Annotated in this window: 10 protein-coding genes; 9 read left to right on the top strand and 1 reads right to left on the bottom strand. The window is 46.5% G+C overall.

Annotated elements, in window-relative coordinates:
* From HY807_10025 to HY807_10015, 3 genes are all read left to right on the top strand, one after another.
* Positions 1–105: IS3 family transposase (locus HY807_10025; GenBank protein ID MBI4826737.1), on the top strand; the 105-nt coding region annotated here is incomplete at its 5' end.
* Between the two features lie 935 nt (positions 106–1040).
* Positions 1041–1289 (top strand): ribbon-helix-helix protein, CopG family, encoded by a 249-nt coding sequence (locus HY807_10020; protein ID MBI4826736.1) that lies wholly within the window; start codon positions 1041–1043, stop codon positions 1287–1289.
* Entirely contained in the window at positions 1286–1684 is a 399-nt protein-coding gene (locus HY807_10015; protein ID MBI4826735.1) for a PIN domain-containing protein, read from the top strand. The genes HY807_10020 and HY807_10015 overlap by 4 nt, the downstream gene beginning before the upstream one ends.
* Before the next feature lie 49 nt (positions 1685–1733).
* On the opposite strand, the gene HY807_10010 is transcribed toward HY807_10015, so the two are convergent.
* Positions 1734–3704: an adenylate/guanylate cyclase domain-containing protein gene (locus tag HY807_10010; GenBank protein MBI4826734.1), complete on the bottom strand. Its 1971-nt coding sequence runs from the start codon at positions 3702–3704 to the stop codon at positions 1734–1736.
* A gap of 141 nt (positions 3705–3845) precedes the next feature.
* On the opposite strand from HY807_10010, the gene HY807_10005 reads away from it, so the two are divergent.
* From HY807_10005 to HY807_09980, 6 genes are read left to right on the top strand one after another with little or no spacing between them, the layout of a single operon-like run.
* Entirely contained in the window at positions 3846–5156 is a 1311-nt protein-coding gene (locus tag HY807_10005) for a tetratricopeptide repeat protein (GenBank protein ID MBI4826733.1), read from the top strand.
* Positions 5153–5974, top strand: coding sequence for a FecR domain-containing protein (locus HY807_10000; GenBank protein ID MBI4826732.1), 822 nt, complete (start codon positions 5153–5155; stop codon positions 5972–5974). Before HY807_10005 ends, HY807_10000 begins: the two co-directional genes overlap by 4 nt.
* Entirely contained in the window at positions 5971–7899 is a 1929-nt protein-coding gene (locus tag HY807_09995) for a hypothetical protein (GenBank protein MBI4826731.1), read from the top strand. Before HY807_10000 ends, HY807_09995 begins: the two co-directional genes overlap by 4 nt.
* Positions 7900–7945: 46 nt before the next feature.
* The gene (locus HY807_09990; protein ID MBI4826730.1) at positions 7946–8632 is read left to right on the top strand and encodes a hypothetical protein; all 687 of its coding nucleotides are present in this window, start codon (positions 7946–7948) and stop codon (positions 8630–8632) included.
* Between the two features lie 32 nt (positions 8633–8664).
* Entirely contained in the window at positions 8665–10119 is a 1455-nt protein-coding gene (locus HY807_09985; GenBank protein ID MBI4826729.1) for a hypothetical protein, read from the top strand.
* Positions 10085–12148: an adenylate/guanylate cyclase domain-containing protein gene (locus tag HY807_09980; protein MBI4826728.1), complete on the top strand. Its 2064-nt coding sequence runs from the start codon at positions 10085–10087 to the stop codon at positions 12146–12148. The genes HY807_09985 and HY807_09980 overlap by 35 nt, the downstream gene beginning before the upstream one ends.
* The last annotated feature ends 161 nt before the right edge of the window (positions 12149–12309 follow it).

The following is a 12309-nucleotide window of genomic DNA, read 5'->3' as shown; positions in this document are numbered from 1 at the left end:
AGTATATTCGAATATATTGAAATGTTCTATAATCGAATTAGAAGGCATTCAGCTCTGGGATATAAATCTCCGGTATCATTTGAACTGGAGGATATAGCAGCCTAACTAAACTTTGTGTCCGTTGAAGCAGGGGAACTTCAGTTTTGCATCTGAAAAACATGATTTATATATTGGCGAAATCCATTGTCATCTGTCATATAGTAGCTTACTTCCTGTAATATGGCTCTGTGCGGCCCAACGCAAAGCTCAGGGTGAGGGCGGTTGTTTCGCCCGATTCCCTGTAGCGCATTGTTGTACGTACTCTATTAGTCTTTGCTGTATTGCTGTTATTAGGCCTTTTTAAGGTCTTTAATTTCTGTTTTTAGGAGGTCGTCTTATGACACCCAAAGAATTAACAAAGCAAGCCTTAGAGCTTCTTGAGTACCTTGATGAAAAAAAGATACCCATAGGAACCGTTGAGTTTGCTATATCTATGTACTGGCACTCTCAAGCAAATAAGAATACTTAATTATTTTTTAATCTCTTTTAGCATTGGAGCAAGATAATCAGCTTTGGCTAAATTAATCGAATAAACGATTTGAGGGATAGCGCAATTATTATCTGCCTCAATCCAAAGTTTACATTTAGCTTCTATGCAGGGTTTATTGAGAAAAGGACACATTTGAATCACCACCTTTTGTTTTTATTTTATTCGTACAACAATTATTAGGCAGCCGTCCGTATTTGCTGGAATAAGAATATCATAGTTGTATGAATAGGAAAACACAAGCACAAAATATCGTGGTGTGGTTAATCGATTCTGGATCATGCCTACCAGCAGGCAGGCAAGCCAGAATGACGGCTAAAGAAGAGATTGCGGCTGATTATGACACACCCCTTGCCCCTGCTTAAAGCACCTACTGTTGGTCTTGATAGAGGGGAATGATATGATTTCTCCCTTTGCTCGAAATGACGCGGAAGGGAATTAATAATTTAATCTTTTGACGCATAAGTTCTGAATCTGTTATCATGTAATCAAAAGTGTTATCACAGGAGGCAATATGGTGCGGACTCAGATTCAACTGACAGAAGAACAGGTAAAGGGCTTAAAAAAGATAGCGGCATCAAGGCACCTGTCTGTTGCCGAACTGATAAGGCGGTCTGTTGATGCGATTTTAAAGACAAACGCTGTTGTTGATTCAGAAGAAAGATATAAAAGGGCTATGGAAACTGCCGGAAGATTCAGGTCAGGGAAGAGTGATATCTCAGGGAAGCATGATAAATATCTTGGAGAGGCATTAGGCAAATGAGGATATTTATTGACACATCAGCCTTTTTTGCCCTGCTCGACAGTGATGATGCCAATCACAAGAAAGCTAAAAACGTATGGGATACTGTGCTTGGTCCTGAGAACGTTCTTGTAACATCCAATTATATTCTTGTAGAAAGTTTTGCACTTATACAACATCGTCTCGGCATGGGAGCTGTCAGCGCGTTTCAAGAAGACATTTTACCAGTCATAAATATTGAGTGGATTAATTCAGGAGTGCACAGATCAGGGGTAAGCGCTCTACTGGCTGCTTCAAGACGGAAGCTCAGTTTTGTTGATTGCACGAGTTTTGAAGTGTTACGCAATTTAGGAATTAAGACGGTCTTTGCCTTTGATGCTCATTTTAAGGAACAGGGTTTCAGTTGCATCCCTTGATTAAAACAAAAATAACACATCCCTGATCCCCCTGCTTAAAGCACCTGTGCTACTTCTCCGTCAGCTTGACAACCTTCCCCTCTTCACATTCGACCACTGTTGAGTGTGCGCCGTGCACAAGTGAGAGTATCTCATAAACGGCAACAGGCTTTTCCTTGCCTTTGACTATGACCTTCTCTTTTCCTTCCACTGAAACATGCGATATCTTTCCGGTTGCTATAAGGTTTCGTATCTTCTCTAATGTGAATTCTGTTATAAGTATGTGGGCTTCATATTTTCTTGTCAGGGACTCAACCCTTGAGCCGAGGTTCACATGGTCTCCGATGACAGTATAGTCCATCTTCATTCCTTCAGCTCCGATATTGCCCACGATGACCTGGCCGGTATTTATGCCTATGCCGATGTCCAGTCCGGCTTTTCCTTCAGCAGCCCACTTCTCCTGGAGTTCGCCGAGCCTCTTCATCATCTCAAGGGCGCATCTTATGGCAAGCTCCGCGTGGTTATCCTGCCTGACGGGTGCGCCCCAGAAGCAGAGGATGGCGTCGCCTATGAACTTATCAAGCACGCCCTTCCATTTAAGCACTATCTTTGTCATTTCTCCGAGGTATTCATTAAGTATCGCGACAACATCTTCAGGCGAATGCTTTTCCGAGAATGTCGTGAACCCTCTGATATCTGAAAAGAGTATCGTCACCTCCCTGTTCTCACCGCCGAGCTTTGCCAGTTCGGGATTACGGATGAGTTCGTTGACCAGGCTTTCAGTAACATAACTTGAGAACATCGCCCTTATCTTCTTTGCGAACCTCTCCTCTACATAGTAGTTGTATAAGGTCGCGTTTGCGAATATAAGAATAATGTTAAGCGCGGGATAGGTCACATTGATCCAGAGGCCATGCTTCGCGAAGAGATAATACGCAGACCAGGAGATAAGAAAAAGTGAAGCTGCTGTTAGGACCGAGGCGCCGGCAGCCTTCAGTCTTGTGAATATGAGGGAGAAGAAAAGGCCGGTCACCAAAAGCACGGTAAAATTCACATATGCCGGGGCAGTTTTAAGATGTTTTCCGTCTATTATGGATGCGATCACGCTTGCGTGTTTCTCTATCCCCGGCATTGCGGCGGAGACAGGCGTTACTCTCAGGTCATATATGCCGACCGCTGTGGCGCCGATAAGGATTATCTTTCCACGGAGTTCTTCGGGTTTAATATTTCCTTCAAGAATATCTGAAATGGAAAGATGTGTGAATGTCATGTTCGGCCCGTAATAATTGATCAGGGTACGGCCGTATTCATCGGTAGGTATATCTCTCTTGTTTCCCAATTGTATCCCGCTGGTCGCATTTACAATTATCTTATCGTTTGGAATTCCAAGATATGCGGATGCGGCCTGAAGCGTTGCCGAAGGATACAATTTGTTTTTATAGCCAATGAGCAGTGATTCCCATCTAAGGGTTCCGTCCATATCAGGGAACATATTGATATGGCCGAGCGTCATCACGGAGCTTATCAGTTCAGGCACAGGTATGAGAACGCCGTTTGCCATGATCGGCGGATAATTTCTAAATAGCTCCTCATTAGCAACAGATGTCAATGCCGCATTGTTCAGGTACTCGTTATCCGGCTGGCTTACCTTGCTCTCAAAATCAAATACAATGGGGAGTATCACATTGCCGGCATCCCATATGGCATCGCCGAGCAGCCTGTCATTGGACTCGCCCTCGCTGAGAATAATATCGAAAACGATGATTCCGGATTCTGCCTCTTCGAGTTTGTTTACAAGCCGCGCCAGTATGTCTCTGTCCCAGGGCCACCTTCCAAGTCGTTCAATGCTTTTTTCATCAATGGCAGCTATGACGATGCTGTCAGGATGAGCCATTTGCCCGCGTATCTTATACCTGTAGTCGAGAAGCTTTGCCTCAAGCGTCACCAAAGGAGACAGCTCAAGGAACATCAGAAGGGTAGTGGCAAGGGTAAGGAGTATCCCGATCAGCAGGCTGAGTCTCTTTTTATCTGATTGTTTCATGGCAGTTGATATGCTGCATATTATATCACTTGGAAATTTAATAAAAAACAGGAAACTGATCTTCTTTTCCCCTGCTTTTTTATATTGAAAATTTCCTTGTATTTTGATAAAGTGAGTTGTATCCTAATCCATGAGGTGTAAATGAAAAAATATTCTGTTATACATCCGGTTGTGGCTGCTCTGGGTTTTCTGCTCTTTTTCGCCTCTCCTCTCTACGCCAAAGAAGTCCGGGAACTCTATATAGCTCAAGGCATCCAGAAGATGAGCGAAGGCATGATCAGGGATGCGCTCGGCTTCTTTGAGAAAGCGCTTGAGGCCTCCCCCGGAAATGCTGAAGCTGCGTATTATTCCGGCATGGCATACTCGCGGCTTGGAGAGTTTGATAAGGCCGAAGGTATATTCAAGGGGATACTGGAGAAGGACAAGGATTTCATTGACGCCTGTCTTGAGCTCGGCCGCATCTATTATATAACCGCAAAATGCGACGAGGCTGACAGCGTTCTTGAAAAGTATGTTTCCATGTCTGATGATGGAGGCCTCAGGAAATACGCGTCAGACATGATGCAGGCATGCAGGGCGGAGGAGGATGAAGGCAAGGGCAAAAAGGATTATTTTATAAACATCTCTCTCGGCAGCCAGTATGATGACAACGTTATTGTTGAACCCTCAGATCCTGCCAGCCCGGCAGACAGAAAAGCGGATTTCAGGGAGCTTCTGTATCTTGCAGCCGGAAAGCATCTGTTTAAAAAAGGTGTTGTCAGCATGAAAGGGGATTATTCTTTTTATCTCAGCCGTCACCATAATCTGAGCCGGTTTAATGTTAATTATCAAAAGCTCGGCCCTGCCGTCGAGTTTGATGTCTCAAAGACGATAAAGCCTTCTGTTGCTTACTCCCTGGGATATACATTGATCGACGGCAACCTTTACAGTGTCAATCATAAATTCTCCGCAAGGGTAAAGGTGATCGAGGATAAAAAGTCTTCAACCGAAGCGGCCTATGAATACAGCCTCCTTAAATATTTCGACTCAGAACTCTTTCAGACAGCTTCAATAAGGGATGGTTACAAGCACAGCGCGGGAATAAGGCAGAACTATTCGGACAAATTCAATGCGGGTCTCTATTTTTATTATGACTCTGAAGATACAGACGCCGCATACTGGAACTATGAGGGGTTCAGGCTCGGCGGGGACATTTCATCCGGGATACTTCCGTCGTTATACGGCAGCCTGTCAGCCGAATACAGCGAAAGGGAATATGACAGCATTTCTCCCGGCGCGTCAGAGATCCGCATTGACGGCATACAGACATATTCAGGCAGCCTGACATATGTCATCAACAGGACCTTCAGCCTTCAGCTCACAGAGTCATTCACTGTAAATGATTCAAACCTTGATCTTTATAATTACAGGAGAAATATCGCAGGCTTGTTCCTGACGGCGGGTGTGTTATGAAAATACATTTATATGCAGTCCTGATAGCACTGTTCTTATCAGCCGTATTTTCCTTGAGATCCTATTCTGACGAGGAGGCCGGGAAGATACTGGCCGTAAAAAAGAATGTCTATATCCTCAGATATGACAAGCGGAGCGATGCCAAACCTCAGATGGCGGTCCTTACCGAAGACGCGGTTGTGACAGGCGAGAATTCAAGGGCAAAGATATTCTTCAATGACGACAGCATTCTAAGCCTCGGCGAGCTCAGCAGGCTTGAGGTGAAGGAGTACATTTATAATTCTGAAAAGGACAGGTCAAAATCGATATATAACCTTATTGACGGATCGTTAAGGGTCATTGTCGGCAGGTCAGACCTTGAGATACATACCCCGACGGCAGTGGTTGCGGCAAGGGGGACGATGTTCATTGTCTGGATCGACAATGGAACGCACGCCATGGTCTTTGACGGCAATGTCACAATGACCGACCTTGTGACGGGGCTTAATGAGATAAGCATCAATCCGGGCGAGGTCGGCAGTTTTTCAGGAGAGGAACAAGGCATTGTACGGCCCGCGACTCCTGAAGAGATAGAGCAGTTTGAAGACGTTACATCTGTTATCGGCGAGGTCATGGAGAATCAGAATCAGATACCTGAGGCTGTAATGCTTGAGACCGTTGAACAGTTTATTGACAACAGCAGCAATGAGGATGCCGCTCCGCCCGCTGTTGACCCTGAAATTGCAGGGACTCCTCCTGTTGCGGATCAGGTTCCGCCTGCCGCGCTTACGCCTGTCACGATCGATGTAATATTTCCTGAGGAGGCGATAGGCCCGTGATCATCAGCAAATTAAAATATGTTTTTGTAAGGCCTGCTCTTTTGACAGCTCTATCAGCCCTTTTTTTCTTGACTGTCTCCTGCTCTGGAGGCGGAGGCGGGTCTGCAAGTTCAGACAGCACTTCCGTTACCATTAATCTCGGCCAGCGTGAAAGAAGCTCAGGCGCTTTATCCCTTCAGGCGATACCTGATGCGGTTGCGTCTGTTGTGATAAAGGTCACAGGCCCGCAAATGAGCCCGATAGCGCGCACCATTAATATTTATGATTTTACCGTGCTCAATGAGCTTATTCAGGTACCTACGGGTGCCGAGAGGCTTTTTGAGGTGATCGCGCATGATGAAACCGATGGCAATGGCATCATGCTCTTTAAGGGCAGCGTTAAGGCGAATCTCAGCGGTGCCCCTGTGTCGCTTACGGTTATCATGCAGTCTACGGATTACGATATTGTATTAGGCAATGGCTTGGATGCTTTTGCCGCAGGGGATATTTTATCAGCAAGGAATTTCTTAAAGGAAGCCGTATCTTTATTCGGGAACTCAACCTCCAATCAGGCTGATACAGCCAGGTTCTTTTACGCTTTTGCAAGGGTGTTTGCATTGGGCTTCGAGGTCTCATCTGACGGAAACGCTTCCAACGGCATCAATACTGCCGGCGAGATAGCCGATCTTTTTGACTGTGTTGTCTCAGGCGTGTCTCCGTTAAATCCGGCTCTTTTCGACGTTCAATGCCCTCAGCTGCTGCCTGTAAATTCACCGACCGGCGGCCAGCTTCAGGGTTATTTATATAATGTGGTGCGCCCTGAACTTATTGGCGCGATAGATAATTTCAACGATATATCCGATACATTCAATGTCATCTGGCTGGAACCCGGCAAACCTGAAAGCGCGCCTATAGAGAGCGACTACGGTGATGTCCTTGCATTCAGGGCGATGGCAAAGAGCATGCTTTCGCTCATCCTGACACAGCAGGCTTATAATCTTAATATAGACATTGACGCTCTTGATAGTAATGTCGGCATGACCAACCAGCAGTTTCTGGCTGAGAATCCTTCATTATTATCATTGACAACCCCTTCGCATCTTGTGAACGCCAAGGGCTATCTGACCGGCAGCGCGCTTGATGATTCTGTGGCAGCCATCGACTGGATACTTGCTGAGGCTGACGATCAGAGCGATGACTTTATCAGCATTGACGTCGGCCCCAACCCGTGGCAGATACCCCCGGATGAGATAGCTCAGGCCAGGACCATGATAAATAACCTGAGAGGCTGCCTTGACGCCGCATGCACACTGGACAACAACGAAACTCCGGGTGATGCTTCGGATGATACGATAATGGATTTCAGCAGGTTCTATGCCGGAGAGGTTGATTTCAGGGAGCTTCTGCCTGAGTTCGCCGGCGATGAACCGCGGGGCTTTCTGCCTGATCCGGGTTTCGGCGGGGTTATAATTCAGACAGAAGACGGAGACCCTTCTATTAATAATGAAGATCTCAATGGAAACGACACGGCGGATATTCTTGAAAAAGATATTTATTATGTTTACGGTGGCAGTGTTGGTTTTCCCATCGACCTTCAGCACCCGGAAAATTCCGGTTATCAATTTCTCGGGATTGCCAATTCATCGGCAGGAATAGGGGCTTTTACAGGTGATCATGATTATTATCTCATTAAGAATTTCAGGCGGTTTGCCGGTTTTGAAAAACATTATGACGTGAAGCTGGATTCGATCGAGTTTGTGACGAGTGCGTATAATCAGTATTGCTGTTTTGAGGCCGAGCTGTGGCACAGCGCTCCATCATATTTTCTTTTTAACGATAGCCCTGACGGCGTGGCATTTGACATGCATGCTGATGATTATATACTGTTGCAGTGGCCTGCTTCGAGCGGGAGTGTTGAGAATTTTAATGTCTACACATTGCCTTAAGCCAGGCGCGTTGTCCGTATTGCCAGACAGATATATATAAAAGAAGATGCCACTTTCCCGCATTTCACTGATCTCCATATTTTCCGCAGCAGCAGCGCTTTGCCTTGTCATCGTATTGACTGTTTTTAATAATGACAGGAAGCAGCCTGCGTTGGTAAAGGATACTACTTCTGCCCGGCCAGGATTTGATCATCCCCACAGCATGAAAGGCTTTTCCTATAGCTCGTTTGATGATAAAAACAATCTCCTTGCAAAACTTGAGGCAGATGAATTCAGGATCGGCCAGAGGCGCGTCTGGATATTCAATATCAGGCCCTTTAAAGAGGCAACGATAGATAACGCGAGGTTCACATTGTATCTTGATAAAAACAGGTTATCGAAACCTGATATATTCTCCTCCACTGAGGAGTTCTTGTCACTGGACAACGGGGGCGGCGCAAAGGGGCTGATCTTCCGCGGAGTGATCAATGGCCTGAGCTTTGATGTCTTCAGGGGAGATATGGCGCTTGTCAGGGTGAAGGCTGAAAAAGCATACATTGATTTCCGCAAAAAAAGGATGAAACTGGTCAACGCCAGCATTGATGACGCGGAGAATAAAAAGGCCGTAAAGAGCGGGCTTGTCTTCTGGAACGACAGGGATAAGTCATTTGACATTCCGGGTGAATATTCCGAAACAGCAGGCGGAAATATCTCAGCCGGAAAAGGGCTGACCATCAGGCTTGATAAACTATAAAAACAGATGTTTTGTGCTAAAATAACCATCAAATGAATGACGGGATCACACTCCATATACTCGGTGACTTCGGCCCTTTTTCAAGGATCGGCAAGAGCATAGGCTATCAGATCACCGTGGGAAGTTTCACCTATCTTATAGACTGCGGCGCGCCGCTGTTTCAGCAGATAGGCGGCCACGGCCTTAAGAAGGTCAAAGGCCTCTTTGTCACGCACGCCCATGACGACCATAAGAGGTGGTTTTCCGACCTCGCGCTCTTCAATATGTACGCGCCGGATATCAGCGGCAAGGTCTTCTTCGTTACCTCTGAGGACGTGCATGATGAGATAATCAACGCCTCAGTTGCCGCGCTCGACAGGAGCCTCTCGGCCGACTCAAAAAAGATCGTGGACATCGCATATGAGGAGTATGTGGACTTCAGGATCATCGGCCCCAGGGCAAGATACAGGATAAAATCCCTGGAGGACGGGCCCGGCAGGACGAGGCTTTCTATTGTCGACAGTAAGGGAGATGCGGTCGGGCCTGAGAGGGCCAAGATAGTGATCAATCCAAACTCAAAGAGGCCCAGGCTGCTTTTTAAAGACCCTGCTTCAGGTGAATGGGTAGAGCCTGAGAGCTTCTATCCATTCAGCTCGGACATTTTTTATGAAGAGGATAAAAACATATTCAGCAACCCTGAAGGTTTTTCCATCGAAGCGATCAAGGCCCCTGTCTGGCACGGCGTGTCTGCAATAGGCATCAAGGTAAGGACAGATGAGGATACGCTTATCTTCAGCTCGGACACTGTCAATAATAAGGACCTGTGGGAAGAGCTCTATAAAGAGAAGAGGGAGCAGGCGCTTGGAATGACTGAAGAAAATTTTAAGGCTGCCGCGATAATCAAGGGAGACATAAATAATTATATTGAGCGCGTATGGAGCAAAGAGAGGTATGACGAGGCGGTCAATGCCTTTAATGGAGCTGTAGTGGTGCACGATATAACGATCGGGGCAGGCGCTGTCCATACTGAATATCACAAGCTTGACAAGACCTTTCTCGATAAAGCGAAGGTCATCCTCACACACAGCCCAGACAGGATTACCTCTGAGTGGGTGCTGAGCAATGCGGATAAACGCTTCAGTATAAAAGGCGACTCCTTTTATGAGATCGTCGGCGCCGAACTTAAAAAGATGAATGCGGATGTCTATCATAAAGAGGCCGGCAGATATTATGTCGGCTACAAAAACAATACCGGCAGGCACACTGTCTATGATAATAACGGAGTGCTCAGGCTCTCAGCAGAGGAAGAGGCCGGGCCGGGCAAGCCGAAATATAAGGTAGATATGTATGAGGATATATCCGGCAAATACTATCCTATGCTCGACAATGTTAATAAGAGATACTGGGAAGGAGCTGACGGAAGGGTTGAGATGATCAGCCTTACTGAAGACGGGAGCACAGGGATACTTGTCCATGACAATAGAGACAGGCTGTCCGGAAAGGGATAGGGTATCCTTGTCCGCGATATCCCTTCTCCCCAGGCTCCCCTCGATAAATAATAAAGGTTTTATCAATCCGACAGTAACCATCCCGCTTCTTATAACTTTCTTTTTTGTTTACCTGACTTATATTAATCCTCTGATAATTGACGAATATCTCGGCGGGCTCTTTGTCGATTACGGGTTCAAGGTCAGAAACTACATATCACCCCCGGATGTTCCTCCTGATGTTTCTGTGGTCGCCATTGATGAGAACAGCCTTGCAGAATACGGGAGGTGGCCCTGGGACAGGCGGCTTCAGGCAAAGCTGATCGACAAGGTGTTTGAGGGCGACCCCAGGGCTGTAGCGGTTGATATCTTTTATCCGGAATCAGAATCTCCCGAAGCAGACAGTGTATTGGCAGAGACTATCAGCGCGCACAAAGACAAGCTTGTTATGGCTTTGGCATTTGCCGGCGAAGAGGGTAAAAAATTTACCGGGGAGCTTCCTGATATACTTTATGACTATTCAATAATGACCATCAAGAATGCCACATATCTTAAGGCCTATGAGGCATACAGGGCGCTTATCCCGCCTGAGCCTATTGGAAGCGCCTCACAGTTCGGGCATGTATTTTCATTGCCTGACAGGGACGGCAAGCTGAGGTGGGAATATATTTATATTAAATTCGGTGAAGAGTATTTTCCTTCACTTGCTTTCCGTGCCGCATTGATCTCAATGAACATTCCTCTTGGCCAGGTCAAGATAATAGGAGGAACAGGTGTTGAAGCCGGTGATGTTTTTGTTCCCACAGACCTGACCGGACGGCTTCTGGTCAATTATTACGGCAGGGAAGGCAGGATAGCCCATTCATCCGCGGCAGATGTGCTCTCCGGGTTGATTCCTCCTGATACATTCAGAAATAAGATAGTATTGATCGGCACTACAGCAATCGCGACTTACGACCAGAAGGTCACCCCGTTCTCTGCCAATTTCTCAGGGGTCGAGAAGAACGCCACAATCGTTGCCAATATAATAACCGGCAATTATCTGACCAGGATGTCTGCATACGCTGATATCCTGATAGTCCTGGTCATGGGCCTGACAGCGCTCTTTATCGGGCAGAGGAACATGAGCTCATTGCCGATGCTTGCTGTATATCTTGCCATGACCATTGCATATATCGCGTTTAACCAGACCCTCTTTGCTTATTACGGCCTGAGGGCCAACCTGATATATCCGGCACTAACGGTTTTTACAGTGGGAACCTTTATTGTCAATTACAGATTTTTTGTTGAAGAGAGAAAGGCAAGGAATATCAGGAAGATGTTTTCAAGCTATGTTACGGAAAAAGTTGTGAATGAACTTATTAAGAATCCTGAGATGGCAAAGCTCGGAGGTGACAGAAGGGATGTAACTATCTTCTTCTCTGATATAAGGTCATTCACGACATTCTCTGAAAAGCACCAGCCTGAAGAGGTAGTCGCCATACTGAACGAGTATCTCGGCGCCATGACAGATATCGTTTTCAAGTGGGAAGGCACGCTGGACAAGTTCATAGGGGACGCTATTGTGGCATTCTGGGGGGCGCCGCTGCCGCAGGAGAACCACGCGGAGCTTGCTCTCGGATGCGCGCTCGATATGGTGAGGAAACTTAAAGAGCTTCAGGATAAATGGAGGTCTGAGGGAGGCGATGTTCTTCAGGTAGGCATCGGAATAAATACCGGTGAAGCGATTGTGGGAAACATCGGCGCGGAAGGCAAGAAGATGGACTATACTGTCATAGGTGATAATGTGAACCTTGCGGCAAGGGTCGAATCTTTGACAAAGAGATACAATGCAGGCCTGCTGATGACAGAATTTTCTGTTGAGCGGATACGTGAAAGCGTAGAGGGCGGGAAGATAAAGGGAGTTTCGATCGAAGGCGTGGAGAGGGTGATTGTAAAGGGGAAGGATGAACCTGTCGGCATCTACAAGGTAACTTTGATTGAACCTGATATGACGGCGGTTATTACTGACCCTGAAGAAGGCGAGGTTGTCAAGCTGACCGAGAAGTAATTGATATTCAGGAAAGCATAGGAGTGTCCACAGAACTGTGTAAATTGATAAACTTATCAAAACACAGGAGGTGGGCAAATGAAGAAAGAGAAACCTGCAAAGACGGAAGAAGTAAAAGCAAAGATCAGAAGCTTGGTGCAGCAGACCATGCAGGAAGCGCT

This window comes from Nitrospirota bacterium (genome assembly GCA_016207885.1).
In the GTDB taxonomy this organism is placed as follows: Bacteria; Nitrospirota; Thermodesulfovibrionia; order UBA6902; family UBA6902; genus JACQZG01.
Note: the sequence above shows the minus strand (reverse complement) of the source record. Positions and strands in the feature narration are given on the sequence as shown.

Coding starts and splice junctions, on each gene's coding strand:
- HY807_10020 (MBI4826736.1), top strand. CDS start 1,041: ATGGTGCGGACTCAGATTCAACTGACAGAAGAACAGGTAAAGGGCTTA.
- HY807_10015 (MBI4826735.1), top strand. CDS start 1,286: ATGAGGATATTTATTGACACATCAGCCTTTTTTGCCCTGCTCGACAGT.
- HY807_10010 (MBI4826734.1), bottom strand. CDS start 3,704: ATGAAACAATCAGATAAAAAGAGACTCAGCCTGCTGATCGGGATACTC.
- HY807_10005 (MBI4826733.1), top strand. CDS start 3,846: ATGAAAAAATATTCTGTTATACATCCGGTTGTGGCTGCTCTGGGTTTT.
- HY807_10000 (MBI4826732.1), top strand. CDS start 5,153: ATGAAAATACATTTATATGCAGTCCTGATAGCACTGTTCTTATCAGCC.
- HY807_09990 (MBI4826730.1), top strand. CDS start 7,946: ATGCCACTTTCCCGCATTTCACTGATCTCCATATTTTCCGCAGCAGCA.
- HY807_09985 (MBI4826729.1), top strand. CDS start 8,665: ATGAATGACGGGATCACACTCCATATACTCGGTGACTTCGGCCCTTTT.
- HY807_09980 (MBI4826728.1), top strand. CDS start 10,085: ATGACAATAGAGACAGGCTGTCCGGAAAGGGATAGGGTATCCTTGTCC.